The 24,897-nt window shown below is 72.0% G+C and carries 26 protein-coding genes; 10 read left to right on the forward strand and 16 right to left on the reverse strand.

What is annotated here, in order from left to right:
* The first annotated feature begins 41 nt into the window (after positions 1 to 41).
* Together AB0D85_RS33435 and rbsD are read left to right on the forward strand one after the other, a co-directional pair.
* Entirely contained in the window at positions 42 to 944 is a 903-nt protein-coding gene (locus tag AB0D85_RS33435) for a ribokinase (protein ID WP_362328523.1), read from the forward strand.
* On the forward strand, positions 941 to 1,330 hold the full coding sequence (rbsD, locus tag AB0D85_RS33440) for a D-ribose pyranase (protein WP_362328525.1): 390 nt from the start codon (positions 941 to 943) through the stop codon (positions 1,328 to 1,330). Before AB0D85_RS33435 ends, rbsD begins: the two co-directional genes overlap by 4 nt.
* A 398-nt stretch (positions 1,331 to 1,728) precedes the next feature.
* Here rbsD and AB0D85_RS33445 read toward each other — a convergent pair whose 3' ends face one another.
* From AB0D85_RS33445 to AB0D85_RS33465, 5 genes are all read right to left on the reverse strand, one after another.
* Positions 1,729 to 2,079: a hypothetical protein gene (locus tag AB0D85_RS33445; RefSeq protein ID WP_362328527.1), complete on the reverse strand. Its 351-nt coding sequence runs from the start codon at positions 2,077 to 2,079 to the stop codon at positions 1,729 to 1,731.
* Positions 2,080 to 2,307: 228 nt separating this feature from the next.
* Positions 2,308 to 2,679 (reverse strand): hypothetical protein, encoded by a 372-nt coding sequence (locus tag AB0D85_RS33450; protein WP_362328529.1) that lies wholly within the window; start codon positions 2,677 to 2,679, stop codon positions 2,308 to 2,310.
* 221 nt (positions 2,680 to 2,900) lie between these two features.
* Positions 2,901 to 3,968, reverse strand: coding sequence for a MerR family transcriptional regulator (locus tag AB0D85_RS33455; RefSeq protein WP_362328531.1), 1,068 nt, complete (start codon positions 3,966 to 3,968; stop codon positions 2,901 to 2,903).
* Positions 3,969 to 4,013: 45 nt separating this feature from the next.
* Complete coding sequence (locus AB0D85_RS33460) at positions 4,014 to 4,280, reverse strand: hypothetical protein (RefSeq protein WP_362328533.1); 267 nt, start codon at positions 4,278 to 4,280, stop codon at positions 4,014 to 4,016.
* A complete protein-coding gene (locus AB0D85_RS33465) occupies positions 4,277 to 4,477 on the reverse strand; it encodes a hypothetical protein (RefSeq protein ID WP_362328535.1) in 201 nt (66 codons plus the stop codon). Before AB0D85_RS33465 ends, AB0D85_RS33460 begins: the two co-directional genes overlap by 4 nt.
* Positions 4,478 to 4,606: 129 nt before the next feature.
* Between AB0D85_RS33465 and AB0D85_RS33470 the strand changes: the two genes are divergently transcribed.
* Positions 4,607 to 5,431, forward strand: a complete 825-nt coding sequence (locus AB0D85_RS33470; protein WP_362328537.1) for a helix-turn-helix transcriptional regulator — start codon at positions 4,607 to 4,609, stop codon at positions 5,429 to 5,431.
* Complete coding sequence (locus AB0D85_RS33475) at positions 5,418 to 5,627, forward strand: DUF397 domain-containing protein (protein WP_362328539.1); 210 nt, start codon at positions 5,418 to 5,420, stop codon at positions 5,625 to 5,627. The genes AB0D85_RS33470 and AB0D85_RS33475 overlap by 14 nt, the downstream gene beginning before the upstream one ends.
* A 14-nt stretch (positions 5,628 to 5,641) precedes the next feature.
* Here the strand turns inward: AB0D85_RS33475 and AB0D85_RS33480 are convergent, their stop codons facing one another.
* The 5 genes from AB0D85_RS33480 to AB0D85_RS33500 all read right to left on the reverse strand — a co-directional run bounded on the left by AB0D85_RS33480 (position 5,642) and on the right by AB0D85_RS33500 (position 9,522).
* Positions 5,642 to 6,034 carry a hypothetical protein gene (locus AB0D85_RS33480; RefSeq protein ID WP_362328541.1) on the reverse strand — a complete coding sequence of 131 codons (393 nt, stop codon included), beginning with the start codon at positions 6,032 to 6,034 and terminating at the stop codon, positions 5,642 to 5,644.
* The gene (locus tag AB0D85_RS33485) at positions 6,031 to 6,312 is read right to left on the reverse strand and encodes an Arc family DNA-binding protein (RefSeq protein WP_362328543.1); all 282 of its coding nucleotides are present in this window, start codon (positions 6,310 to 6,312) and stop codon (positions 6,031 to 6,033) included. The genes AB0D85_RS33480 and AB0D85_RS33485 overlap by 4 nt, the downstream gene beginning before the upstream one ends.
* Before the next feature lie 80 nt (positions 6,313 to 6,392).
* The gene (locus AB0D85_RS33490; RefSeq protein ID WP_362328785.1) at positions 6,393 to 7,190 is read right to left on the reverse strand and encodes a sugar phosphate isomerase/epimerase family protein; all 798 of its coding nucleotides are present in this window, start codon (positions 7,188 to 7,190) and stop codon (positions 6,393 to 6,395) included.
* A gap of 32 nt (positions 7,191 to 7,222) precedes the next feature.
* A complete protein-coding gene (locus AB0D85_RS33495; RefSeq protein ID WP_362328545.1) occupies positions 7,223 to 8,374 on the reverse strand; it encodes a dihydrodipicolinate synthase family protein in 1,152 nt (383 codons plus the stop codon).
* Positions 8,371 to 9,522 (reverse strand): Gfo/Idh/MocA family oxidoreductase, encoded by a 1,152-nt coding sequence (locus tag AB0D85_RS33500; RefSeq protein WP_362328547.1) that lies wholly within the window; start codon positions 9,520 to 9,522, stop codon positions 8,371 to 8,373. The genes AB0D85_RS33495 and AB0D85_RS33500 overlap by 4 nt, the downstream gene beginning before the upstream one ends.
* Before the next feature lie 239 nt (positions 9,523 to 9,761).
* Here AB0D85_RS33500 and AB0D85_RS33505 point away from each other — a divergent pair, with 239 nt between their 5' ends.
* Complete coding sequence (locus AB0D85_RS33505) at positions 9,762 to 10,808, forward strand: LacI family DNA-binding transcriptional regulator (protein WP_362328787.1); 1,047 nt, start codon at positions 9,762 to 9,764, stop codon at positions 10,806 to 10,808.
* Between the two features lie 190 nt (positions 10,809 to 10,998).
* Here the strand turns inward: AB0D85_RS33505 and AB0D85_RS33510 are convergent, their stop codons facing one another.
* On the reverse strand, positions 10,999 to 11,394 hold the full coding sequence (locus AB0D85_RS33510) for a hypothetical protein (RefSeq protein WP_362328549.1): 396 nt from the start codon (positions 11,392 to 11,394) through the stop codon (positions 10,999 to 11,001).
* A 361-nt stretch (positions 11,395 to 11,755) separates the two neighbouring features.
* Between AB0D85_RS33510 and AB0D85_RS33515 the strand changes: the two genes are divergently transcribed.
* On the forward strand, positions 11,756 to 12,691 hold the full coding sequence (locus tag AB0D85_RS33515; protein WP_362328551.1) for a bifunctional helix-turn-helix transcriptional regulator/GNAT family N-acetyltransferase: 936 nt from the start codon (positions 11,756 to 11,758) through the stop codon (positions 12,689 to 12,691).
* A gap of 17 nt (positions 12,692 to 12,708) precedes the next feature.
* On the forward strand, positions 12,709 to 13,527 hold the full coding sequence (locus tag AB0D85_RS33520) for a sugar phosphate isomerase/epimerase family protein (protein WP_362328553.1): 819 nt from the start codon (positions 12,709 to 12,711) through the stop codon (positions 13,525 to 13,527).
* Positions 13,528 to 13,633: 106 nt separating this feature from the next.
* Here the strand turns inward: AB0D85_RS33520 and aroA are convergent, their stop codons facing one another.
* Positions 13,634 to 14,884 (reverse strand): 3-phosphoshikimate 1-carboxyvinyltransferase, encoded by a 1,251-nt coding sequence (gene aroA, locus AB0D85_RS33525; protein ID WP_362328555.1) that lies wholly within the window; start codon positions 14,882 to 14,884, stop codon positions 13,634 to 13,636.
* A gap of 376 nt (positions 14,885 to 15,260) precedes the next feature.
* Between aroA and AB0D85_RS33530 the strand changes: the two genes are divergently transcribed.
* Positions 15,261 to 17,078 (forward strand): glycoside hydrolase family 3 protein, encoded by a 1,818-nt coding sequence (locus tag AB0D85_RS33530; RefSeq protein WP_362328557.1) that lies wholly within the window; start codon positions 15,261 to 15,263, stop codon positions 17,076 to 17,078.
* Positions 17,079 to 17,420: 342 nt separating this feature from the next.
* Positions 17,421 to 18,026, forward strand: coding sequence for a hypothetical protein (locus tag AB0D85_RS33535; protein WP_362328559.1), 606 nt, complete (start codon positions 17,421 to 17,423; stop codon positions 18,024 to 18,026).
* Between the two features lie 33 nt (positions 18,027 to 18,059).
* Here AB0D85_RS33535 and AB0D85_RS33540 read toward each other — a convergent pair whose 3' ends face one another.
* The 3 genes from AB0D85_RS33540 to AB0D85_RS33550 all read right to left on the reverse strand — a co-directional run bounded on the left by AB0D85_RS33540 (position 18,060) and on the right by AB0D85_RS33550 (position 22,950).
* Complete coding sequence (locus AB0D85_RS33540; protein WP_362328561.1) at positions 18,060 to 18,452, reverse strand: hypothetical protein; 393 nt, start codon at positions 18,450 to 18,452, stop codon at positions 18,060 to 18,062.
* A 195-nt stretch (positions 18,453 to 18,647) separates the two neighbouring features.
* Entirely contained in the window at positions 18,648 to 22,382 is a 3,735-nt protein-coding gene (locus AB0D85_RS33545; protein ID WP_362328563.1) for an ABC transporter ATP-binding protein, read from the reverse strand.
* A 112-nt stretch (positions 22,383 to 22,494) separates the two neighbouring features.
* Complete coding sequence (locus AB0D85_RS33550) at positions 22,495 to 22,950, reverse strand: MarR family transcriptional regulator (protein WP_362328565.1); 456 nt, start codon at positions 22,948 to 22,950, stop codon at positions 22,495 to 22,497.
* Between the two features lie 79 nt (positions 22,951 to 23,029).
* Between AB0D85_RS33550 and AB0D85_RS33555 the strand changes: the two genes are divergently transcribed.
* Positions 23,030 to 23,875 (forward strand): alpha/beta fold hydrolase, encoded by an 846-nt coding sequence (locus AB0D85_RS33555; RefSeq protein ID WP_362328567.1) that lies wholly within the window; start codon positions 23,030 to 23,032, stop codon positions 23,873 to 23,875.
* Between the two features lie 37 nt (positions 23,876 to 23,912).
* Here the strand turns inward: AB0D85_RS33555 and AB0D85_RS33560 are convergent, their stop codons facing one another.
* Complete coding sequence (locus tag AB0D85_RS33560; protein ID WP_362328569.1) at positions 23,913 to 24,788, reverse strand: PhzF family phenazine biosynthesis isomerase; 876 nt, start codon at positions 24,786 to 24,788, stop codon at positions 23,913 to 23,915.
* Positions 24,789 to 24,897: the final 109 nt, after the last annotated feature.

A 24,897-nucleotide genomic window follows, 5' to 3' on the forward strand; every position in this document is an offset into this window, starting at 1 on the left:
AACCCCGGCCGCCTCAACCCATTTCCGTAGGGAGTCATTTGATGTACGACTACGACCTCCTGGTCGTGGGATCGGCCAACGCCGACCTGGTGATCGGCGTCGACCGGCGGCCGGCCGCCGGTGAGACGGTGCTCGGCGGCGACCTCGCCACGCACCCCGGCGGCAAGGGCGCCAACCAGGCGGTCGCGGCCGCCCGGCTCGGCGCCCGTACCGCGCTGCTGGCCCGGGTCGGCGACGACGCGCACGGCGGTCTGCTGCTCGACTCGCAGCGGGCGGCCGGGGTGGACACGGTGGGCGTGCTGGTGGGCGGGGCGCCGACGGGCGTCGCGCTGATCACCGTGGACCCCTCCGGCGACAACAGCATCGTGGTGTCGCCGGGCGCGAACAGCCGTCTCGCACCGGCGGACGTACGGGCCGCGGCCGGCCTCTTCCACGCCTCCCGGGTGGTCTCCGCCCAGCTGGAGATCCCGCTGGAGACGGTACGGGAGGTCGTACGGAGCCTGGCCCCCGACAGCCGGTTCGTCCTCAACCCCTCCCCGCCGCAGCCCCTTCCGGACGAGGTCCTCGCGGCCTGCGACCCGCTGATCGTGAACGAGCACGAGGCGAAGGTGCTCCTCGGCGAGGCGTGCGTGAGCGGGGAACCGGCCGACTGGGCGCGGCTCCTGCTCGCGAAGGGCCCGAGGTCCGTGGTGGTGACGCTGGGCGCGGAGGGCGCGCTGGTGGCCGACGGCCAGGGGGTGGAGTCGGTGCCGTCCGTGAAGGTGGACGCGGTGGACACCACGGGCGCCGGTGACGCGTTCACGGCGGCCCTCGCGGTACGGCTCGGGGCGGGCGCGTCGCTCCCGGAGGCGGCGGCGTACGCGGCCCGGGTGGGGGCGGCGGCGGTGACGAAGCGCGGTGCGCAGGAGTCGTACCCGACGGCGGCGGAGGTCGAGGCGCTGTGAAGAAGGCGGGGATCCTCAATCGTCATCTCGCGGGCGCGCTGGCCGAGTTGGGGCACGGGCACACGGTGCTGGTGTGCGACGCCGGGATGCCGATCCCGAAGGGGCCGCGGGTCGTGGACCTCGCGTTCCGGGCCGGGGTGCCGTCCTTCGCGGAGGTGCTGGAAGGGCTGCTGGGCGAGCTGGTCGTGGAGGGCGCGACGGCGGCGAGCGAGGTCCGCCGGGCCAACCCGGCCGCCGCGAAGCTGCTGGACGGCCACTTCCCCGGCCTGGTCCTGGTCCCGCACGAGACGCTGAAGGACCTGTCGGCGGACGCGCATCTGGTCGTACGCACGGGCGAGGCACGGCCGTACGCGAACGTACTGCTGCGCTGCGGGGTGTTCTTCTAGGGCCCTTCTATGGCCCTGACCAAGGCCCTGACCAGGGCCCGGACATGCTTCGAGGGGGCCCGGTCGGTCGACCGAACCCCCTCGGCTTTCCCCTCCGTATCAGAACCCCCGCGATCCCCCCAGATCCCCCTCCGAAAGTTCCGATGCCAGGTACGACCGGCGAGGCGGGGGGAGGGTTGTACGGGGGGCGAAGTTTTTTCCGGGGCCGTCGGCGGGGGCGTGCCGACCGGCTCTGACAAGCAATTAAGGACAATCTCAGGCAACGGCAAAGACAGGTGGCCCATAGGGTCCCTACGATCCTCAGGGCGCGGACACGCCCCAACGACACCTGCCCCACCCCGGATCGGACGGGGTGGGGCAGGATTCTCAGCGGTGTCGGTCGGGGGTGACCGGCGTGATCAGCGGACCTCGACGTCGACCGTCTTGGAGACCGTCTTGCCGTCCTTCACGCGCAGCACCTCGACGCCCTTGTCGTCGAGCTTCTGGGCGATCTTGTAGGCGCCCTTCTTGACCTTCGCCGTGCCGGGCAGGGACTGCCACTTCTTGCCGTCCTTGACCTGGAGGGTCACCGTGCTGCCGTCCTTGATGCCGGTGGTCTTGCCGGTGAAGGTGACGGCATCGCCGAGCTGGACGTGGGCGGCGCCGGCCTTGATGGTGAGCGCCGGGGCGGGGGCCGCGACGGCGGCCGTGGCACCGGCGGCGAGGAGCACGGCGGAAAACGCGGAAACGGTGGCGATACGTACGTTCACAGGAATCTCCTTGGTTTTGAATGGGTTTTTCCAACCGCAATTCCAAGCCCTTTGCCCGTCCTCGCGGCCGACCCGAACTCTATAGACACGACCGGCCGGGAAGCGGTTCCTGCCGAACGGAAAAAACTCGAATCGACAGGTGAACCACAGAAAATCGAGAAGGGCGACCGTCCCTGAGCAGGGAACATAAGGAGGACCTGTGTGAAGAAGTCCTCACACAGGACGGGGTCAGCGCCGTCCGGGCGTCTGCGTCTGCGTCCGCACCTGGACGGAGACGCTGCTGGAGACCGCCCTGCCGTCCGTGACGCGCAGCACCTCGACCCCCTCGTCGTCGAACTTCTCGTCGAGCCGGTAGGCGCCCGCGTCGAGGGTCGCCGTCCCAGGCAGCGACTGCCAGCCGCCGCCGTCCTTGACCTGGAGGGTCACCTGGCTGCCGTCCTCGACACCGGTGGCCCTGCCGGTGAAGGTGACGACGTCGCCCAGCTGGACGGTGGTGGCGCTGGGCCTGATGGTGAGGGTCTGGGCGGGAGCCGCGGCAGCGGCGGTGGCGCCGACGGCGAGGGCCATGGCGGAGAACGCGGAAACAACGGCTACGCGCATTTTCACAAGAAACTCCTTGGCTGATGATGTCCTTTTCCGCCGCGATTCCGAGTCCCTTGCTCGCCCTCGCGGCCGACTCGAATCGTATAGACACAACCAGCCGGGACGGAGTTCCCATGCACTTATAAATCGCGAATCAACAGTCGGACCACAGCAATTCAAAACCGACGGCCCACGCGAACAGGGAATATAGAAAAGACCTGTGCGAGGTGAACGTACCGTCAGTTCTCCAGACGGACCGGCATCAGGAGCGAGAAGGCGTCCTCGTCGTCGGGCCGGCGGATCGCGATCGGCGCCGTGGGCGCGCCGAACTCCAGAACCAGTCGGTCGCGGGCCCCGGCGGCCAGCGCGTCCAGCAGGAACTCACGGTTGACGGCGACGCGGTCGGGGTCTTCGTCGACATCGGCGCAGAGGGTCACCGCGCCGCCGTCCGCCACCCTGAGCAGGCTGAGGTCGGGCGCTCCATCCTCTCCGGAACGGACAGGGCCGGTCTCCAGAGCGTGCCGGAAAGCCGCCACCTCGACGGCAGTACGGCGGCCGCCGGCCCGGGGCAGGAGGCGACGGTAGTCGGGGAAGTCGTGGTCGAGGCACCGACCGGCCACCTGCCTGTCCCCCGCCTCCAAGGTCACACGGTCGCCGTCGAGGGAAAGTCCCACGGGTCCCTCGCCGTCCAGCAGCGCACGCATCGCGTCGGCGAGCGGCGTGGGCACGATGACCTGTACCCGGGGCCCCTCATGCCCAGTGACACCGGCCCGCGCGAGCGCCATTCGGTACCGGTCGGTGGCCACGGCACGAAGGCTCTCGCCCTCGATGTCGAACAGAACCCCGCCGAGCATCGGCAGCTCGGGATCGGTACTCGCCGCGAATCGAACCGCGTCCAGCACGGCTGCCAGTTCCGGCGCGGCGACGGACAGCCGTACGGTGGCGTTGCGGAGCGAGGTCATGGCATTCTCCCGGTGATCGAGTTGGGCTCGGAGTGCGGAGAACTCGCCGCGGGCGTCGGACAGCCCCTGTTCGAGACGGCGCAGATGCGCCCCGAGCAGTTTCCGGACCAGACCGGTGTCCGCGCCGGACCAGCTGGCCAGCACCAGCCGGATGTCCGCCAGCGGCATCCCGGCCCGGCGCAGACAGGCCAGCAGCCGGGCCTCCGCGAGCTGCTCGGGCCCGTACCAGCGATAACCGCTCGCCGGATCCACCCAGGCCGGGACCAGCACACCGGCACGGTCGTAGAACCGCAGCGCGCTCACGCCCAGGCCGCTGTCACGGGCCATCTCCCCGATGCTGCGCATGTCGTTCTCCACACCGGCACTCTGGGCCCTGCACAAGGTCGAGGGTCAACCCGACCGTGCGCCCCTGCTCTCGGCGACACGCTTGACGTCCCTCAACGACTCGCTCAGCCGCCGCGCGAGGTAACGGAGTTCCTCGGCGGTCAGCCGCTGCTCCGCGAGGAGTTCGGCCGCGTGGTCGAGCAGGTCGCCCGCCATGCCGAGGTGCATGCTCTCGATCCGGTCGGCGAGCCGGGAGACGTATCCCGTCCCGTCGCCCACGAGATAACCGGGTTTGCCGTCCGCACCGGTCCACGGAAGCAGGCGCCCGCTCATACGTAGGTCTCCACGCCGTCGAGATAGGGGCGGACGAGCGGGCTGTCCTCGCCGCGCAAGGGGGCTTCGCCCCTGCGGTACGCCGTCGGGCGGCCGACGTACGGGCACGAGTACGGATACGTGTAGCGCCGTCGCCCGCGAGCGGGCAGGAAGAACCGGAGCAACGGCTCGACCAGCCGGGCCAGGAGATGTGTCATGCCGACCTGCCTTCTCACCTGCGGTGACTTCGTTGTGTGGTGATTCCCTCACAGAGTGGGGTCGGAGGTGGCTACGCTTCCAGGGGTGTGCCCTTGACAGAGCCTTTGTCAGGAAAGGGAGTTGGCCGCATGAGCGAGCGCCAGAAGCCTCGGACGCAACGCGAGAAGTACGGAGAGGAGCTGAGACTGCGGCGCGCTGCGGCCGGTCTCACCCAGGAGGAACTGGGCGAACTGGTCGTGTGCTCGCCCACGTTGATCAGCCACTTCGAGGCGGGGCGGCGGCTGCCGAAGCCGGACGACGCCCGCCGGATCGACCGGGCCGTCAAGACTGACGGGTTCTTCGAACGGTGGCTGGAGGACCTGGACTCGAAGTACGTCGACCATTTCGCGGCAGTGGCCGAACTTGAGCAGCAGGCCACGCTGATCCAGCAGTTCGCGCTCTCGCTGGTGCCAGGCGTGTTGCAGACCGATGGCTACGCACGTGCCGTCTTCCGCTCCTACCGGCCGAACTACACCGCCGAGGAACTTGACGAGCTCGTTGTCATCCGAACAAAACGCCGCCGCCTCCTCGACGGACCTTCGCAGCCTGTCGTCTGGACGTTGTTCGACGAATCCGTGCTGCGCCGCCGCGTCGGTGGCCCACAGGTCATGGCCGAACAACTGCACAAGATCGCGGACCTGGCCGAGGCGGGGCGACTGCGGCTGCATGTGCTGCCGTACGGCGTCGGGGCACACGCGCTCCAACAGAGCTACCTCACGCTGATGAATTTCGCCGACGCCGCTCCGGTGGCCTACGTCGAGGCCTTTCTCACTGGCCACTTGATGGACGACCCGGCGCTGGTGACCGCCAGCGAGACCTCCTACGCTCTAGCGCTGAGCGACGCGTTGTCGCAGCAGGAGTCACTTGCCCTCGTCAGAGCGGCAGCGGAGGAACACGCACATGGCCAGCAGTGAGCACACCCTCACCGGGTGGTACAAGTCCAGCTACAGCGGCGGCGACCAGGGCGATTGCCTCGAAGTAGCCCGCGGCCACGCCACCGTCCCCGTCCGTGACAGCAAGGCCGGGTCCACCGGCCCCGCGTTGGTCTTCTCGGCAGACGGCTGGGCCGCGTTCGTCGGGGCCGTGCGGGACGGGCGGATCAGTAGCTGAGGCCCGGAACGCCCTCAGCGGTTCAGGTCCATGACCCCGACGCCGAGCCCTTCGTACGGCTCCGGTGCCACGGAGGCGATCAGGCCGCCCATGGGGAGCGTCTGGTTCGGCCGCGCGACGTGCACAGCGGCGGAAACACCGAAGTCGAAGCCCGCGCGGCCCAGTTCGGCGATGGTGACCGCCATGGAGTAGTCGTCGTCGACGAGATGGAGTACGCCCACCAGCACGCCCACGTGGTCGACGATCCCGGCACGTTGGCGCTCGGCCTCCAGGAGACACAGGACAGGCACCCACAGACGCATGTCATCACTGGCGGCAGCGGCATGGATCAGGCCGGAGACCTGCTTGTCGCCGCCCATCGCCAGGAGGGTGGGGGTGTCGAGGACGTAGTGCTCGGTCCAGCTCAAAGGTCCGGCTCCGTCTCGGCCGAGGCGGCACGGTGAGCGGCGGCGGCCTCCCGCATCTTGCGCCGCATCTCGGCGGACTCCTCGTCCGAAACGTAGTGCCCGAAGCGCTCGGCAAGCAGCGCGCGCGTGCGGTCGGCCCGCTCCCTGATCTGCTCGGGGGTCAGCGTCTGCGCGGCTATGTCCTGCATGAGGGCGCGGAGGCTGGTGCCTCGCGCCTCGGCCACGGCGGCCAGCTGGTCACGGACTTCTGCGGGCACACGGATCATGACGTCGGACATGCGTCGAGTATACGCCACGTATACGTCACCATGCGGCGGCGGCCGGAGAACAGGTCCGCTTCTTCGGCCGCCCCGCTGAACTACGCCGCGTGCGCCACGAAGCGTTCCGCCGTCTCCGCGAGCACCTCCCGGCCGTCCCGGGCCCACAGGGCGTCGTTGAAGAGTTCGACCTCGATGGGACCGGTGTAGCCGGCCGCCTCCACGTAGCCCTTCCACTCCCGCATGTCGATCGCGCCGTCGCCGATCTGGCCGCGGCCGTTGAGGACGCCCTCGGGCAGCGGGGTGGTCCAGTCGGCGAGCTGGAAGGTGTGGATACGGCCGCCCGCGCCGGCCCGGGCGATCTGCGCGGGCGCCTGGTCGTCCCACCAGATGTGGTACGTGTCCACGGTGACGCCGACCTGGTGCGCGGGGAAGCGTTCCGCGAGGTCCAGGGCCTGGGTGAGGGTGGAGACCACACAGCGGTCGGAGGCGTACATGGGGTGGAGGGGTTCGATGGCGAGCCGGACACCGTGCTGTTCGGCGTAGGGGCCCAGCTCGGCGAGGGCGTCGGCGATCCGCTCCCGGGCACCGTGCAGGTCCTTGGAGCCCGCCGGGAGGCCGCCGGAGACCAGGACGAGGGTGTCCGTGCCGAGGGTCGCGGCCTCCTCGATCGCCCGCCGGTTGTCGGCCAGGGCGGCGGCACGCTCGTCCGGGTCGATCGCCGTGAAGAAGCCGCCCCGGCACAGCGTGGTGACCGTCAGGCCCGCCTCGCGGACCAGCTTGGCGGTCGCCTCGACGCCGTACGACTGCACCGGCTCGCGCCACAGGCCGACGCCCGGCACGCCCAGCTCCAGGCAGGCGTCGGCCAGTTCGGGCAGCGACAGCTGCTTGACGGTCATCTGGTTGATCGAGAAGCGGGACAGGTCGCCGGTCACTGGGTCACTCCGTACAGGGCGAGCAGGGTCTTCATCCGCTCCTCGGCCAGCTTCGGGTCCGGGAACAGGCCCAGGCCGTCGGCGAGTTCGTAGGCACGGGCGAAGTGCGGGAGCGAGCGGGCCGACTGGAGGCCGCCGACCATGGTGAAGTGCGACTGGTGGCCGGCCAGCCAGGCCAGGAAGACCACGCCCGTCTTGTAGAAGCGGGTGGGGGTCTGGAAGAGGTGCCGGGAGAGTTCGACGGTGGGGTCGAGGAGGGCACGGAAGCCGGCCGTGTCGCCCGTGTCCAGGACCCGGACCGCCTGTGCCGCCAGCGGGCCCAGCGGGTCGAAGATGCCGAGCAGGGCGTGGCTGAAGCCCTGGTCGTCGCCCGCGATCAGCTCGGGGTAGTTGAAGTCGTCGCCGGTGTAGCAGCGGACGCCCTGCGGGAGGCGGCGGCGCAGGTCGACCTCGCGCTGCGCGTCCAGCAGCGACACCTTGATGCCGTCGACCTTGTCGGGGTGGGCGGCGATGACCTCCAGGAAGACGTCCGTGGCCGCGTCGAGGTCGCTCGCCCCCCAGTAGCCCTCCAGCGCCGGGTCGAACATCGGGCCCAGCCAGTGCAGGACCACCGGCTCGGCGGACTGGCGCAGCAGGTGGCCGTAGACGTCGAGGTAGTCCTCGGGTCCCGAGGCGGCCGCCGCGAGCGCCCGGGAGGCCATCAGGATGGCCTGGGCGCCGGACTCCTCGACGAGCGCGAGCTGCTCCTCGTAGGCGGCCCGGATCTCCGCGAGGGTGCCGCCGGTGATCTGGTCGGTGCCCACACCGCAGGCGATCCGGCCGCCGACGGCCTTGGCCTCGGCGGCGCTGCGGCGGATCAGCTCGGCCGCGCCCGCCCAGTCCAGGCCCATTCCGCGCTGGGCGGTGTCCATCGCCTCGGCGACACCCAGGCCGTGCGACCACAGGTGGCGGCGGAAGGCGAGGGTGGCGTCCCAGTCGACGGCCGCGGGCGAGTCGGGGTTCGTGTCCGCGAAGGGGTCGGCGACGACGTGCGCCGCCGAGAAGACCGTACGGGAGGTGAACGGGGTGCCGGGGGTGAGGGCGAGCGGCTCGGTGCGCGGCTCGTACGTCCGCAGCTCCCCGCCCTCCGAAGGCAGTCGGATGGTCACAGCGCGATCTCCGGAACGTCGATACGGCGGCCCTCCGCCGAGGACTTCAGGCCCAGCTCGGCGAGCTGGACGCCACGGGCGCCGGCCAGCAGGTCCCAGTGGTAGGGCGCGTCGGCGTAGACATGCCTGAGGAAGAGCTCCCACTGGGCCTTGAAGCCGTTGTCGAACTCGGTGTTGTCCGGGATCTCCTGCCACTGCTCGCGGAAGGCGTAGGTGGCCGGGATGTCGGGGTTCCAGACCGGCTTGGGGGTCATGCTGCGGTGCTGGATCCGGCAGTTGCGCAGTCCGGCGACCGCTGAGCCTTCGGTGCCGTCGACCTGGAACTCGACCAGTTCGTCGCGGTTGACGCGGACCGCCCAGGAGGAGTTGATCTGGGCGATGGCGCCGCCGTCGAGCTCGAAGACGCCGTAGGCGGCGTCGTCGGCGGTGGCGTCGTAGGGCTTGCCGCCCTCGTCCCAGCGCTGCGGGATGTGGGTGGCGGTGAGGGCCTGGACGGACTTCACGCGGCCGAACAGCTCGTGCAGCACGTACTCCCAGTGCGGGAACATGTCGACGACGATGCCGCCGCCGTCCTCCGCGCGGTAGTTCCAGGACGGGCGCTGCGCCTCCTGCCAGTCGCCCTCGAAGACCCAGTAGCCGAACTCGCCGCGGATGGAGAGGATCCGGCCGAAGAAGCCGCCGTCGATGAGGCGCTTGAGCTTGAGCAGGCCGGGCAGGAACAGCTTGTCCTGGACGACGCCGTGCTTGATGCCCTTCGCGGAGGCGAGCCGGGCCAGCTCCAGGGCGCCCTCCAGACCGGTCGCGGTCGGCTTCTCGGTGTAGATGTGCTTCCCGGCGGCGATGGCCTGCTTGATGGCCTCCTCGCGGGCGGAGGTGACCTGGGCGTCGAAGTAGATGTCCACGGTCGGGTCGGCCAGCACCGCCGCCACATCCGTGGAGATGTGCTCGATCCCGTGCCGGTCGGCGATCTCGCGGAGCGCGTGCTCCCGGCGGCCGACGAGGATCGGTTCGGGCCACAGCACGGTGCCGTCGCCGAGGTCGAGACCGCCCTGTTCGCGCAGCGCGAGGATCGAGCGGACGAGGTGCTGGCGGTAGCCCATGCGCCCGGTCACGCCGTTCATGGCGATACGCACCGTCTTGCGTGTCACGTGTTTCCCTTCGTCCGCGTGCGTCTCAGCAACGCAGCAAGCGCTTTCTATACAGTCTGAAGCTAGCCTTTCACCAGTGGTCTGTACAAGACCGTGATGGGGTCGAGTTGTTCGAGGGGGCGAACAACCGGAGCGGATGGCCTTATGGTCTGCACGGCAAGGGGGCTTCCTTTGATCAGGCTGTGGACGAGCAGCTGTACAACGGCGTACGACGAGATGCGCGACCGGAGGACGACGAGATGACGGTGACCCTGGCGGACGTGGCGGCCCGCGCCCAGGTCTCGCCCGCGACAGTGTCGCGCGTACTGAACGGCAACTACCCAGTGGCGGCGACCACTCGGGAGCGGGTACTGCGGGCGGTGGACGAGCTGGACTACGTCCTGAACGGGCCGGCGAGCGCGCTCGCGGCCGCCACCTCGGACCTGGTGGGCATCCTCGTGAACGACATCGCGGACCCGTTCTTCGGGATCATGGCGAGCGCGATCCAGGCCGAGATCGGCGGCCCGGGCGGCCGCGCGGGCGGCGAACGGCTCGCTGTGGTGTGCAACACAGGGGGGTCGCCGGAGCGCGAACTGACGTATCTGACCCTGCTGCAGCGGCAGCGGGCGGCGGCGGTGATCCTGACCGGCGGGGCGATGGAGAACGCGCCGCACGCGGCGGCGGTCGCGGCGAAGCTGCGCAAGCTGGCGGACGCGGGGACCCGGGTGGTGCTGTGCGGGCGGCCGCCGGCGCCGGAGACGGACGCGGTGGCGCTGACCTTCGACAACCGCGGGGGCGGCAAGCAGCTGACCGAGCATCTCATCGGGCTCGGCCACCGGCGCCTCGGCTACATCGCGGGTCCGGAGGAGCGGACGACCACCCGGCACCGCCTGGAGGGCCACCGCGCGGCACTGGCCGCGGCCGGGATCGAGGAGGACCCGCGCTGGACCGTGCACGGGCGGTACGACCGCCGGGCGGGGTACGAGGCGACGCTGGAGCTGCTGCGCCGGGACCCGACGCTCACGGCGGTGGTGGCGGCCAACGACTCCGTCGCGCTGGGGGCGTGCGCCGCGCTGCGGGAGTCGGGACTGCGGATCCCGGCGGACGTGTCGGTGGCCGGCTTCGACGACCTGCCGTTCAGCATCGACGCGGTGCCCTCGCTGACGACGGTGCGGCTGCCGCTGGCGGAGGCCGGGGCGCGGGCCGGGCGTATCGCCATGGGCCGCGAGGAGCCGCCGCCGGGCGGGATCGCGACGGTCCGGGGGGAGCTGATGGTGCGGGGGTCCTCGGGTGTGCCGCGGGCGTGACCTTCGGGCGTACCGCGGAACGGGCCGCGGCGAGGACGTTCAGGGGCGCGGCTCAGGTGCCCCCCGAACACCCTCGCCGCCCCTGAGGCGGTGACGGGGGGTGGTTCTGACGCACGGATCCGGGTGCCCTGAGGTCGGGCACCCGGATCCACCTTTTGCCGTCAGACGGCGTCAAAGACTGCGAACCGGCTCACCGGCCGCCGCCACCGCCACCACCGCCGTGACCGCCACCGCCGCCACCACCGTGGTCGCCGCCGCCACCACCGCCGTGGTCGCCGCCGCCGCCACCATGGTCGCCGCCGCCGTAGCCGCCACCACCGTGGTCGCCACCGCCGCCACCGCCACGGTCGTAACCGCCGTAGCCGCCGTAGCCGCCACCGCCGTAGCCACCACCACCGTGGTCGCCACCGCCGCCACCGCCGTGGCCGCCGCCGCCACCGCCGCCGTAGTCCTGATAAGCGACGACGTGGTCCGGTGCGGAGTGGACGGCCGCGCTGGCGACGCCGGCTCCGGCCGCGAGTGCCAGGATCGGTGCCGCAACGGCAGCGATGGCGACTCTCTTGATGCGAGTGCTGTGCGCGCGCATGATTCGCCCCTCTCCGAGGGTGTGGTTTCTTACGACGGCCGCGTCAGGGGCCGCCCTGCGTGCACTCCAGAGCCTGCGCGCAGCTCTGAGCGCGTCCGCCGCCCGCGATGCCGGTTCTCCGCACCGCCCGGGCTCTCCGGCGGACCACGTCACGCCCGAAGTTGAAACGGACATAAGTGACGTTCGTGTATAAACCTACGACGCTGATGCGACGAAGTCAAAAGCAGGACCAGGCCCAGGCAAAAAGAACAAGTAAAGCCTGCGGGGCCGCTGTTCGGGCCGAGACCTTCCGGCCGGGCGGGCCGCCGGGATAGCCTCGGAGGACGGTATCTCTGACTCAGTCAACCATCGGGGTCCAGCCATGACCGTCCAGGACATCCGTGCCTTCAACCGCTTCTACACCAACGTCATCGGCGCCCTCGACTACGGCCGCCACCTCTACGCCCCGTACACCCTCACCGAGGCCCGCGTGCTGTACGAGCTGGCGCACTCCACCGACACCGACGCGGCCGACCTGCGGGCGGATCTGGCACTGGACGCCGGGTACTTGAGCCGGATCCTCAACAAATTCGAGGAGGCCGGGCTGATCGGGCGCGCCCCCTCCGAGAAGGACCCCCGGCGCCGGCGCGTGTCCCTCACCGGGGCGGGGCGGGCCGCCGCCGAGCTGCTCGACGAGCGGGCCCGGGACTCGGTCGGCTCGCTGCTCGGCGCCGTCGACCCCGGGGAGCGGCCGCGCCTGGCCGAGGCCATGCGCACCATCCGTACGATCCTCGGCGACGCGCACACCCCCGACGGCACCGGCGAGGTCGTGCTGCGCGAGCCGCACCCCGGCGACCTGGGCTGGATCGTGCAGCGCAACGCCGCCCTCTATGCCACCGAGTACGGCTTCAACGCCGACTACGAGGGGCTCGTGGCCCGGATCGTCGCCGACTTCGCCGAGGACCACGACCCGCACCTGGAGCGGGTCTGGATCGCCGAGTGGGCCGGGCGGCCCATGGGCTGCGTGATGTGCGTACGGGACGACGCCCCCGGCACCGCACGGCTGCGGCTGCTGCTCGTCGAACCGGAGGCCCGGGGACTGGGCATCGGGGACCGGCTGGTCACCGCCGTGATCGACTTCGCGCGCGGGGTCGGCTACCGGGACCTGGTCCTGTGGACCAACGACATCCTGTCCGCCGCCCGCCGCATCTACCAGCGGCACGGTTTCGTCCTCACCGCCGAGAAACCGCACCGCTCCTTCGGCAAGGACCTGGTCGGCCAGGACTGGCGGCTGGACCTCCACGGAACGGGTGAGTGAGACGTAGGTTGGTGAGTATGAGGTTCGCCTTCTCCACCCTCGGGGTTCCCGGACTGGCGGTGTCGGACGTGCTCGCACTCGCCACGGCCCACGGCTACCACGGCGTCGAACTGCGCGCCCATCCGGAGGAGCCCGTGCACCCGGGCCTCGGCCCGGCCGAACGCGCCGACGTGGCCGCCGAGTTCAAGGCGGCCGGGGTGGAGGTCCTGGGCGTCGCGGGGTACGCGCGCGTCGCGGGGTACGCGCGCGTCGCGGCGCCCGGCGCGGACGCCCCGGTGCTCGACGAGGTGCGCCGGCTCCTCCAGCTGGCTCATGACCTGGGCGCGTCCTTCGTCCGGGTCTTCCCCGGCGCCGACCCCTCCGTACCGTCCGCCGAGTCCGACGCGATCGCCGCCCGGCGGCTGGGCACGGTCGCCGAGGACGCCTCCGCGCTGGGGGTACGGGTCCTCCTGGAGACCCATGACTCGCACCGCACCGGCGCCGCCGCGATCCGGGTGCTGGGCCCGGTCGGCCACCGCATGGCCGGAGCGCTCTGGGACGTGATGCACACCTGGCTGGGCGGCGAGCAGCCCGCCGAGACCTACGCGGCCCTCGCGCCGTACCTCGGCTATGTCCAGGTCAAGGACATCGCCTCGGCGGACGACACCACCCCGCTGCCGCTCGGCGCCGGGATACTGCCGCTCTCCGACTGCGTCGAGGTGCTCTCCCGGCACGGCTGGGACGGCTGGCTGTGCTGGGAGTACGAGAAACGCTGGTACGAGACGGCACCCCCGCTCCCGGACCTGCTGACAGCGGGCCGGGACCATCTGGCCCGACTGCTCAACGAGTCGGCATGAACGCGGTGGCCCGCCGGCTCACCGTACGGCGGTGAACCCGGCCACCCGCTCCTCCGGCAAGGGCCCCCGCAAGGTATAGGTCACGTCCGGAGTCTCGTCGAGGCGGTCACGCGGCGTCGAGCGGGATTTCCCACCCGGTCGTCAGGTCCCCGAACGCCTCGTGGAAGTCCGGGAACGTCTTCTTCACGCATCCCGGGTCGTCGAAGGAGATGCCGGGCGTGCGGAGGCCGGTCACCGCGAAGGACATGACGATGCGGTGGTCGCCGAAGGTCTTGATCTCGGCCGGGGCGGGGGTGCCGGGCCGGATCTCGATCCAGTCGTCGCCCGTGGCGACCTCGACGCCCAGCCGGCGCAGGTTCTCCGCACAGGCGTCGAGCCGGTCGCACTCCTTCACCCGCGTGTTGGCCACGTCCTCGATCCGGACCGGGCCGTCCGCGAAGGGGGCGATGGCCGCGAGGGTGGGCATGGTGTCGGAGATGTCCCGCATGGTGACGGTGAGGCCCCGGAGTCCGCCGGTGCCGCGGACGGTCGTACGGTCCTCGGCGATCTCCACGTCCGCGCCCATCCGCCGCAGTACGTCGACGAAGCCCAGGTCGCCCTGGAGCGCGCCCCGTCCGAGCCCCGGGACGGTGACCTCGCGGCCCGTCACGGCCGCCGCCGCGAAGAAGTAGCTGGCGGTGGACGCGTCGGGCTCGATCGCGTAGGTCGTGGCCCGGTAGCCGCCGGCCGGGACGACGAAGACCTCGCCCTCCCGTGCCACCTCCACCCCGAACGACCGCATCATCGCGATCGTGATCTCCACGTACGGCGCGGAGACCAGGTCCGTCACCCGGATCCGCAGGCCCCTGCGGGTGAGCGGGCCGAGCAGGAGCAGCGCGGTCAGGTACTGCGAGGACTGCCCGGCGTCGAGCGTCACCTCGCCGCCGTCCACCCCGGCGGCCTCGATGCGCAGCGGGTGGTGGCCCTCCGCCCCCTCGTGACGCAGGTCGACCCCGAGGTCGCGCAGGGCGCGGGTGAGCGGGGCGAGGGGGCGGCGGCGCATCTGCTCGGACGCGTCGAAGCGGTAGCTGCCGTGACCGGCCGCCGCGAGGGTGGGCAGGAAGCGGGCGGTGGTGGCGCCGTCCCGGCAGTAGACCTCGGCCTCGGGCAGCGCGGGGCCCTGCGGGCGGCCGTCCACCTGCCAGGTGTCCGGGGTACGGCCGACCCGGTAGCCGAGCCGGGCCAGGCCCTCGGCGAAGCCCTCGGTGTCGTCGGAGCGGAGGGGGCGGACGAGGGTGGTGACTCCGTCGGCGGCGGCCGCGAGGAAGAGGGCGCGGGCGGTGACGGACTTGGAACCGGGGATCTCGACGAGGGGCATCCGCCCATGATCGCGGGTCGGGGGTTTCCGGTGCGGGGGGTTTCCACAGGGTGGAACGGGTCGTTCTTCGGGTGCGGGCTGATGGGGGCTGGTCGCGCAGTTCCCCGCGCCCCTGGCGGGGCGCTGTCCCTGGCGTCTCTTCAATCCCGCCGCTCCCTAGTCAGGGAAAAACGTCGCCGCCAGGGAACCCGGTCCCCTCCCCGTCCGTCCAAGGCCCAGGCTGTCGGAAGAGTCTCCGTGGTGTGGTGTCGGCCCTCGCTGCTGGCTGCGATCGCTGACCTACCCTCTCCGCCGCACCACGGCCGTCGGCCCGCCGCCATCGACGTGCCCCCCTCCAATGCGCCGATGGCGGCCCCTTTCCGGCTACCGTGCGGACATGCCCTCCAGACGTACCGTCCTCGCCGCCGGCGCAGGCGTCACCACGGCCCTGGCACTCGGCACCTCCGCACACGCCGGCACCTCCGACGACCAGCGGCTGCGCGCCCTCATCTCGCGCATGACCCTCCAGGAGAAGGTCGGCCAGCTGTTCGTGGCGCGGGTCTACGGCCACTCGGCCACCGACCCCGACCAGGCCGACATCGACGCCAACCTCAAGGAGATCGGCGTCCGCACCGCCACCGAGCTGATCGCGAAGTACCGGGTCGGCGGGATCATCTACTTCACCTGGACGCACAACACCCGCAACCCGCGGCAGATCGCCGACCTCTCCAACGGGATCCAGAAGGCGTCCCTCGACCAGCCGCGCGGTCTGCCCGTCCTCATCGCCACCGACCAGGAGCACGGCGCCGTCTGCCGGATCGGCAGGCCCGCCGCCCTCCTCCCGGGCGCGATGGCGATCGGGGCGGGCGGCTCACGCGCCGACGCCCGTGCCGTCGGCCGGATCTCCGGCACGGAGCTGCGGGCGATGGGCGTCCGCCAGGACTACTCCCCCGACGCCGACGTCAACGTGAACCCGGCCAACCCGATCATCGGCGTACGGTCCTTCGGTGCCGACCCGGACGCGGTCGGCGCCCTGGTCGCCGCCGAGGTCGAGGGGTACCAGGCCGTCGGCGTCGCGGCCACCGCCAAGCACTTCCCGGGGCACGGCGACACCGCCGTGGACAGCCACACCGGTTTCCCGGTGATCACCCACAGCCGGGAGCTGTGGGAGAAGCTGGACGCGGTGCCGTTCCGGGCGGCGGTCAAGGCCGGTATCGACTCGGTCATGACCGCGCACATCCAGTTCCCGGCCCTGGACGACTCCGGCGACCCGGCCACCCTCTCCCACCCCGTCGTCACCGGCATCCTGCGCGGCGAACTCGGCTACGACGGGGTGGTGGTGACCGACTCGCTGGGCATGGCGGGCGTCCGCACGAAGTACGGCGACGACCGCGTCCCCGTGCTCGCCCTCAAGGCCGGTGTCGACCAGCTCCTCGACGCGCCCGCCCTCGACGTCGCGTGGAACGCCGTTCTGAAGGCCGTACAGGGCGGGGAGCTGACCGAGTCCCGGCTCGACGAGTCGATCCTGCGGATCCTGCGGCTGAAGTCCCGGCTGGGGCTGCTGGACCGGCCGTACGTCAACGTCAAGGACGTCGGCCGGGTGGTCGGCACGGCGCAGCACCTCGCCGCCGCCGACCGCATCGCCGAGCGGACGACCACCCTGCTGGTCAACGAGGGCGGCCTGCTCCCCCTCTCCCCCCGTACGCACGGCACGCTGCTGGTGGTCGGCGCCGACCCGGCCTCCCCGTCCGGTACGACGGGCCCGCCCACCGGTGTGCTCGCCGCCGCCCTCTCCGAACTCGGCTTCTCCGCCACCGCGTTGTCCACCGGTACGGAGCCCACGGCCGCGACGATCGACAGGGCGGTCGCGGCGGCCCAGGGGGTGGACGCGGTCGTGGTCGGCACGTACAACGTGACGGCGGGCGGCGGGCAGCAGCGGCTCGTGGCACAACTCGTCGCGACCGGGCGGCCGGTGGTCGCGGTGGCCGTGCGCAACCCGTACGACGTGGCCCAACTGCCCACCGCCAAGGCCTGCCTGGCCGCCTACTCCTGGACCGACGTCGAACTGCGCGCCGCCGCCCGGGTGATCGCGGGGCAGGTGGCACCGCGCGGCAGACTGCCGGTGCCGGTGCAGCGGGCGGACGATCCGGCGCAGGTGCTGTATCCCATCGGCCACGGGCTGACGTACCAGACGTACGTAACGGACCGGGCGTAACACCCCCAAAGGGCGGAAAGCCTCCCGCACAGCTGGCGTGCACCGCGGTCGCGGGCCACGCTGGCTAGGGGGTGTCCGGCGGATCAGGTCGGCTGCAAGAAACGGCACCTCTCGGCCGACCGGGAGCGGGGTCTGGTGCGTGCAGCTGCAAGGCGGAGGAGGCGTAGACATAAGCCGCTGCCGCGGCGGGCGACGCGGTGGGGGCACCTCCCGGCCGAAGGCTGGGGGACGTCGGCGACCGACGACAACGCCGCTGGGGGCACCCCCTCTGGGGGAGCGCGTGCCAGACCCCGCGACCCCGGCATGATCCGCCGGACACCCCCTAGGGGCCCGGGGGGTGTCATGTTCGTGAGACGTTCGGTGGGGGTGCTGGTCGCGGCCCTGTTGCTGACGGGGTGTTGGCGGTCCTCGTCCGGGGAGCCGGCGGGCAGCGCGCGGTCGACGGCGGGGGAGACGGTGCCCGGGTACGGCGAGCGGTTCCTCGCGGTCGGCGAGTGCAGTTCGTTCGGGACCGCCGGCTTCACCGAGGTGCCGTGCACGAGCGAGCGGGCGGCGGCCCGGGTCGTCGCCCGGTACGACGGCGGCATCGCCGACGGGCCGCCGTGCCCCGGCACCACCGACTTCGTGCTGCACATCAGTGCCCAGCGCACCGGCGGCGAGGCCGGTGCCGTAACGATCCCGCAGGGCTACGCCTGTATGCGCAATCTGGAGCCGCCGCACCCCGGTGACCCCGGCGGGGGCGGCGGACCGCGCACCATCGTCGGCGACTGTGTCTACGGCTCGGGCCACGGCCAGGTCCGCGAGACCGCCTGCGACGGCTCGGGAAAGCGCAAACCCCAGTACAAGGTGGTACGGGCGGCGACCTCGCGCACCGACTGCCCGGCGTCGACCACCCTCTACGTCCAGCTCGGCGGGGAACGGCCGGTGGGCTGCGCCCGCCGCGTGTGAACGCCGGGCGTCAGCCCCGGCCCGGTCCGGGCCTCAGCAGAGGATCCACCCCGAGCTCACCGAGCTCCGCCCCACCGAGCCCTTCACCCACACGCACCGGTGCCCGGCGTGGACCGTCACCGGGCCCGCGCGGTGGCGGTAGCGGCCCTGGTCGACGACCGGGCGGTTGCCGCGGGCCTGAAGGCTGACGGACATGGCGCGCTTGGCGCCGGGGCTGTCGGGAAGGGTGATCGCGCAGACGTAGCCGCCCTGCCGGTAGACGTGCACGGTGCCGGTGGCGAAGGGCAGGGTCCGCACCTCGCGTCCGGCGCAGTTGCCGCCCGTCACGGCCTGGGCCTCGGCCGGTGCCACGAGGGCGAGCGCCCCGGAGGCGGCCAGTACGGCCACACCGAGCGCCAGCCGCCGACGTATCGCACCACTGTCCACAGTCGTCCCCTCCCGTACCGCAGCTGTGCACCATCCATGACCGTACTGATGTACGGACGCAGGACGTATGTCGGATGGTTGCACGGCCGTCAGGGAGGCGATCCACACGGCCCGCCCGACCTCCCACCCGGCCGGCGCCGCGTCCACTCCGTCGTCCTCACCTGCGTACGACAGGCCCAGGCGGCCGAGGAGAGGTCAGCGGGTCGCGCCCACCGGCTCTTCCGGTTCCTCGGACTGGCCGATGAAGGTGCGCCACAGCTCGGCGTACCGGCCGTCGCGGGCCAGCAGCGCGTCGTGCGTGCCGTCCTCCACCACCCGCCCGTGGTCCATGACCACGACCCGGTCGGCGCGGGCGGCCGTGGTCAGCCGGTGGGCGACCACGAGCGTGGTGCGGCGGCCCGCGAGGCGGTCGGTGGCCATGTTGACCTGGGCCTCGGTCGCCAGGTCCAGGGCCGCCGTCGCCTCGTCGAGCAGGAGGACGTCCGGGTCGACCAGCTCCGCGCGGGCCAGCGCGATCAGCTGGCGCTGGCCGGCCGAGAGGTTGCGGCCGCGCTCGGCGACCTCGTGGAGGTAGCCGCCGTCGAGGGTGGCGATCATCTCGTGGGCGCCGACCGCGCGGGACGCCGCCTCCACCTCGGCGTCGGTGGCCTCGGGCCGCCCGTAGGCGATGGCGTCCCGGACGGTCCCCGGGAAGAGGTACGCCTCCTGGGGGACCACTCCGAGGCGGTGCCGGTACGACGTGAGGTCCAGGTCGCGCAGATCCTCGCCGTCGACCGTGACCCGGCCGCCCGTCGGGTCGTAGAACCGCGCCACCAGCTTGACGAGGGTCGACTTCCCGGCGCCCGTCTCACCGACGAAGGCGACCGTCTGTCCGGCGGGGACGGTCAGGTCGATGCCGCCGAGGGCCTCGTCGTCATCGCCGTAGGCGAAGTGCACGTCCTCGAAGGCGATCTCGCCCCGCAGGGACCCGACCTCGCGCGGCGCGTCCGCCGTCCGTGTGGACGTCGGCTCGCGCAGCAGCTCCTGGATGCGGCCGAGGGACACGGTCGCCTGCTGGTAGCCGTCGAAGACCTGGGAGAGCTGCTGGACGGGTGCGAAGAACAGGTCGATGTAGAGGAGGTAGGCGACCAGGGCGCCGGTGGTGAGGGTGGCCGCCTCGACCCGGTGCGCGCCCGCGATCAGGACGCTCGCCGCGGCGACCGACGACAGCAGCTGGACGAACGGGAAGTAGACCGATATCAGCCACTGGCCCCGGATACGGGCCTTGCGGTAGCTCTCGCTGCGCTCGGCGAAGCGCCGGGAGCCGTCGCCCTCGCGCCGGAACGCCTGCACGATCCTGAGCCCCGACACCGACTCCTGGAGGTCGGCGTTGACCACCGACACCCGCTCGCGGGCGAGCTCGTACGCCTTCACGCTGGCCCGGCGGAAGAAGAAGGTCGCGATGATCAGCGGGGGCAGGGTGATGAAGACGACGAGCGCGAGCTGCACGTCGATCACCAGCAGGACGACCATGATGCCGAAGAAGGTGACGACGGAGACGAAGGCGGTGACCAGCCCGGTCTGCAGGAACGTCGACAGGGCGTCGACATCCGTCGTCATCCTCGTCATGATCCGGCCGGTCAGCTCCCGCTCGTAGTAGTCGAGGCCGAGCCGCTGGAGCTGGGCGAAGATCTTCAGGCGCAGGGAGTAGAGGACGCGTTCGCCGGTGCGACCGGTCATCCGCGTCTCGCCGATCTGGGCCGCCCACTGCGCGAGCACCGCGAACAGCCCGAGCAGCGCGGCCGCCCAGACCGCGCCGAGCGCCATCCTGCTGACGCCCTGGTCGATGCCGTGCCGGATCAGGACGGGCAGCAGCAGTCCCATGCCGGCGTCCACGGCGACCAGGCCGAGGCTGACGAGAAGGGGCAGGCCGAAGCCGCGCAGCAGGCGGCGCAGGCCGTAGGAGTCCTCGGGCCGTACGGCACGTGCCTCGTCGATGTCGGGGATGTCGGTGGCCGGGGGCAGCGCCTCGACCTGGGCGAGGAGTTCCGGGGTGGCCGGGGTGCCGGAGAGGGCGAGGTCCCGGGGCGTACGGTCACCGGTCCACAGCCGCGGGGTCACCCCCCGCTCGGCGTCGAACTCGGCGTCCAGCTCCTCCCGTACGGACGTGTCCTCGCGCGGGACGGCGGGGACGGCGTGTCCCGGGGAGACGCCGCCGAGCTCGTCGGGGTCGGTGAGGAGCCGCCGGTACAGGGCGGAGCGCTCCTGGAGCTCCTCGTGCGTGCCGATGTCGGCGAGCCGGCCGCTGTCGAGGACGGCGATGCGGTCGGCGAGGTTGAGGGTGGACCGGCGGTGGGCGATGAGGAGGGTCGTCCGGCCCTGCATCACGTGTTTGAGCGCCTCGTGGATCTCGTGCTCGACACGGGCGTCCACGGCCGAGGTGGCGTCGTCGAGGACGAGGAGGCGGGGGTCGGTGAGCAGGGCGCGGGCGAGGGCGATGCGCTGGCGCTGGCCGCCGGAGAGGGTGAGGCCCTGCTCGCCGACCGCGGTGTCGTAGCCGTCGGGCAGCTCGGCGACGAAGCGGTCGGCCTGGGCGGCGCGGGCGGCGGTGAGGATCTCGTCCTCGGTCGCGTCGGGACGGCCGTAGGCGATGTTGTTGCGGACCGTGTCCGAGAAGAGGAACGAGTCCTCCGGGACGAGCCCGATCGCGGCGCGCAGCGAATCGAGGGTCAGCTCGCGCACGTCGTGGCCGCCGACCAGGACGGCGCCGTGGGAGACGTCGTAGAAGCGGGGCAGGAGGAGGGAGACCGTGGACTTGCCGGAGCCGGAGGAGCCGACGACGGCGAGGGTCTCGCCGGGGCGGATCTCGAAGCTCAGCCCGGTCAGCACCGGGCGCTCGTGGTCGTAGCCGAAGGACACGTCGTCGAACTCGACGGTCGCGGGCGCGTCCGCGGGGAGGGTCTTCGTGCCCTCCTTCATGGTCGGGCGGGTGTCGACCAGCTCCAGGACGCGCTCGGTGCCGGCGCGGGCCTGCTGGCCGACGGTGAGGACCACGGCGAGCATCCGGACCGGGCCGACCAGCTGGGCGAGGTAGGAGGAGAAGGCGACGAAAGTGCCGAGGGTGATGTGACCGCGGACGGCCAGCCAGCCGCCGAGGGCCAGCATGGCGACCTGGCCGAGGGCCGGGACGGCCTGGAGGGCCGGGGTGAACCTGCTGTTCAGCCGGATGGTGCGCAGGCGTCCCGCGAAGAGCCTGCGCCCGACCTCCCGCAGCTTCCCGGTCTCCTGCTCCTCCTGCCCGAAGCCCTTGACCACGCGTACACCGCTCACCGCGCCGTCGACCACGCCGGCGACGGCGGCGGCCTGGGCCTGGGCGTACCAGGTGGCGGGGTGCAGCCTGCCGCGGCTGCGCTTGGCGATCCAGTACAGCGCGGGGGCGACGGCGAGGGCGACGAGGGTCAGCGGCGGCGACAGCCAGGCCATGATCGCGAGGGAGATCAGGAAGAGGAGGACGTTGCCGATCGTCATCGGCAGCATGAAGAGCAGCCCCTGGATCAGCTGGAGGTCGCTGGTGGCCCTGCCCACCACCTGCCCCGTGGACAGCTCGTCCTGCCGCCGTCCGTCGAGCCGGGTGATGGTGTCGTACATCTCGGTCCGCAGGTCGTGCTGGACGTCGAGGGCGAGCCGGCCGCCGTAGTAGCGGCGGACGAAGGTGGCCACGTAGACGAGGACGGCGGCGCCCACCAGGGCACCGGCCCAGGGCCCCATGGACCGGCTGTGGTCCCCGATCACATCGTCGATGATCACCTTGGTGATCAGGGGTACGACGGCGAGTACCGCCATACCGGCCAGCGAGGACCCGAGCGCGAGCACGACGTCCTTGGGGTGCCGCCAGGCATACCCCGCCAGCCTGCGCGCCCAGCCCTGCTGCTCCCCCTGTTGCGCTGCCACGCGGGTGCCCTCCGTTCGCCCTTGTCTTCCGCAGGTCACAACACGAACGGAACCGGATTTCATCCCTCCGCAACAAAACCCGGCGTCCGTACGCCCGAAGCCCGAACCCCCGTCAGACCGGACGTGCCCGCTCGACGGACTCCAGTACCGCGGTCAGAAAGCGGCGCACCGTCTCCAGCTCGCCCGCCTCGAACCCCTCCGCGGCCGCCACCACCTCGCCGATCACCGGCCCGAAGAAGCTCCACCCGAGTTCCGTGGCCCGCTCCTGCACCTCCAGGAACACACGGCGCCGGTCGGCCGTGTCCCTGCTGCGCCGGACCAGTCCGAGCCGCTCCAGCCGGTCCACCAGGGCGGTGGTCCCGGCGGAGTTCAGGCGCAGCTGCCCGCCGAGCCACCCGGGCGTGGCACGGACACCGGCCCGCGCCGCGTCCAGCAGGTGGATCAGCGCCCGCACATCGGTGGGATGCAGCCCCTGGCGCGCGGCGAACTCCGCGCCGAGCAGGTCGAACTCCACGGTGACCGCGCGCAGCAGGTGAACCAGCCGCAGCTCCGGGCTCTGATCGTCCATGCGCACTCCCTCGGATCCCCGCGCGATATCCCGCTAATATCTCGCTCATCGAGATTATCGCTCGGCGAGAGGAATTCCCGTGTCCTTGTCCGCCTTCGACCTCGCCTTCGACCCCGTCTACGACGAGCTGCGCGCCCGCTGGCCCGAGTCCACCGAGGAGCACGATGTCGTCACCCCCTACGGACGCACCCGGGTCCATGTGTACGGCCCGGCGGACGGCAGCCCGCTGGTGCTGCTGCCCGGCGGCTCCGCCACCGGCCTGGTCTGGTTCGCCAACGCACCGGCCCTCGGCGAGCGGCACCGGGTCCACGCGGTCGACCTGCTGGGCGACGCCGGCCGCACCGAGCGCCGGGGCGCTCCGCTGCCGCTGAAGAGCGCCGGCGACCTCACGGCCTGGCTGGACGCGCTGCTGGACGGGCTCGGGCTCACCCGCACACATCTGTGCGGCCACTCGTACGGCGCCTGGCTGGCCGCCCGCTACGCACTGCACGCACCCCAGCGGGTCGACCGGCTCGCCCTCGTCGACCCCACCCAGGTCTTCGCCGGGTTCCGCCCCGGCTACCTGATGCGCGCGCTGCCCGCCCTGCTCCGCCCGAGCGAGGCCCGCGCCCGCGCCTTCCTGGCCTGGGAGACGGCGGACACCCACCCGGACGAGACCTGGCAGCGCCTCTACGCCCTGGCCACCACCGCTCCCGGCCGCAGGCTCGTCGCCGGCGGCCGCCCCCGGGCCGCCGGCCTCCGTATGCCGGTACTGGTCCTGCTCGCGGAGCACAGCCGCGCCCACCACTCCGCCGAGGTCGCCGACAGGGCCCGCCGGACCCTCCCGCGGGGCACGGTGGCCCTGCTCCCCCGGGCCACCCACCACTCCCTGCCCCTCACCGCACCGGAACAGCTGAACGACGTGCTGACGGCATTCCTGGAGTGAAGGCGCCGTTCACGCCGATCGCAGCGGGGCCGCCGCCCTAGCCGATGCGCGTTCCCGTGCCGCTGACCCGGACGCGGGGGTCGTCGGCGTGCAGGGTCACCGTGAGTTCGCCGGGGCGGCCCAGGTCCTCGCCCTGGTGGAGGGTGAGGACGGCGGCCTCGGGGACCAGGCCGAGGGTGCGGGCGTAGGCGCCGAACGCGGCGGCCGCGGCGCCGGTCGCCGGGTCCTCGACGACACCGCCGACCGGGAACGGGTCGCGGACGTGGAAGACGGTCGCCGACTCCCGCCACACCAACTGGACGGTGGTGAGGTCCAGTCGGTGCATCAGGGCTTCGAGGCGTGCGAAGTCGTAGGAGAGATCGGCCAGTCGGGCGCGGGTCGCCGCCGCGAGGACGAGGTGGCGGGCGCCGGCGAAGGCGATGCGGGGCGGGAAGGCGGGGTCGAGGTCGGCGGGCGGCCAGCCGAGCGCGGCGAGCGCCTCCGTGAGGTCCGCGTCGGCGATCTCCTCGACGTGCGGCTCGACGCTCGTGAGCGTGGCCGTCACCGCTCCCCCCTCCTCGGCCACCACCACCGGCACCGTGCCCGCCCGCGTCGCGAACACCAACTCCCCCGGGCCGAGCCGCTCGGCGAGCGCGACGGCGGTCGCGACGGTGGCGTGCCCGCAGAACGGCACCTCGGCCTTGGGGCTGAAGTAGCGGATGGTGTACGCCCGTCCGTCCGCGCCGCCGAGGCCCTCCGGGGGCGCGGTCAGGAACGCGGACTCGGAGTATCCGAGGCCGGCGGCGATGGCCAGCATGGCGTCGTCGTCCAGACCGGTGGCGTCCAGCACGACACCGGCGGGGTTGCCGCCGCCGGGGGCGCTGGAGAAGGCGGTGTAGCGCAGCACCTCGGGCCGCGGGGCGTTCGTCGTCATATCCGCGGTAACGAGGGGCGGGGCCCCGGGTGTTCCGCTTCCGTAAACGACTCTCCAAAAACGCCGCACTCGTACAACCTTTCGCGCGAACCCCTGAGTCAATCCGGGC

It is taken from the genome of Streptomyces sp. NPDC048277, assembly GCF_040652235.1.
Lineage (GTDB): Bacteria > Actinomycetota > Actinomycetes > Streptomycetales > Streptomycetaceae > Streptomyces.

Bases quoted from the DNA above. Each gene is read 5' to 3' on its own strand.
- AB0D85_RS33510 (WP_362328549.1), bottom strand. From the start codon at position 11,394: ATGCGCGCGCACAGCACTCGCATCAAGAGAGTCGCCATCGCTGCCGTT.
- AB0D85_RS33450 (WP_362328529.1), bottom strand. From the start codon at position 2,679: ATGCGCGTAGCCGTTGTTTCCGCGTTCTCCGCCATGGCCCTCGCCGTC.
- AB0D85_RS33465 (WP_362328535.1), bottom strand. From the start codon at position 4,477: ATGACACATCTCCTGGCCCGGCTGGTCGAGCCGTTGCTCCGGTTCTTC.
- AB0D85_RS33460 (WP_362328533.1), bottom strand. From the start codon at position 4,280: ATGAGCGGGCGCCTGCTTCCGTGGACCGGTGCGGACGGCAAACCCGGT.
- AB0D85_RS33550 (WP_362328565.1), bottom strand. From the start codon at position 22,950: ATGGACGATCAGAGCCCGGAGCTGCGGCTGGTTCACCTGCTGCGCGCG.
- AB0D85_RS33470 (WP_362328537.1), top strand. From the start codon at position 4,607: ATGAGCGAGCGCCAGAAGCCTCGGACGCAACGCGAGAAGTACGGAGAG.
- AB0D85_RS33490 (WP_362328785.1), bottom strand. From the start codon at position 7,190: ATGACCGTCAAGCAGCTGTCGCTGCCCGAACTGGCCGACGCCTGCCTG.
- AB0D85_RS33435 (WP_362328523.1), top strand. From the start codon at position 42: ATGTACGACTACGACCTCCTGGTCGTGGGATCGGCCAACGCCGACCTG.
- AB0D85_RS33475 (WP_362328539.1), top strand. From the start codon at position 5,418: ATGGCCAGCAGTGAGCACACCCTCACCGGGTGGTACAAGTCCAGCTAC.
- aroA (WP_362328555.1), bottom strand. From the start codon at position 14,884: ATGCCCCTCGTCGAGATCCCCGGTTCCAAGTCCGTCACCGCCCGCGCC.
- AB0D85_RS33535 (WP_362328559.1), top strand. From the start codon at position 17,421: ATGTTCGTGAGACGTTCGGTGGGGGTGCTGGTCGCGGCCCTGTTGCTG.
- AB0D85_RS33530 (WP_362328557.1), top strand. From the start codon at position 15,261: ATGCCCTCCAGACGTACCGTCCTCGCCGCCGGCGCAGGCGTCACCACG.
- AB0D85_RS33560 (WP_362328569.1), bottom strand. From the start codon at position 24,788: ATGACGACGAACGCCCCGCGGCCCGAGGTGCTGCGCTACACCGCCTTC.
- AB0D85_RS33520 (WP_362328553.1), top strand. From the start codon at position 12,709: ATGAGGTTCGCCTTCTCCACCCTCGGGGTTCCCGGACTGGCGGTGTCG.
- AB0D85_RS33515 (WP_362328551.1), top strand. From the start codon at position 11,756: ATGACCGTCCAGGACATCCGTGCCTTCAACCGCTTCTACACCAACGTC.
- AB0D85_RS33485 (WP_362328543.1), bottom strand. From the start codon at position 6,312: ATGTCCGACGTCATGATCCGTGTGCCCGCAGAAGTCCGTGACCAGCTG.
- AB0D85_RS33505 (WP_362328787.1), top strand. From the start codon at position 9,762: ATGACGGTGACCCTGGCGGACGTGGCGGCCCGCGCCCAGGTCTCGCCC.
- AB0D85_RS33455 (WP_362328531.1), bottom strand. From the start codon at position 3,968: ATGCGCAGCATCGGGGAGATGGCCCGTGACAGCGGCCTGGGCGTGAGC.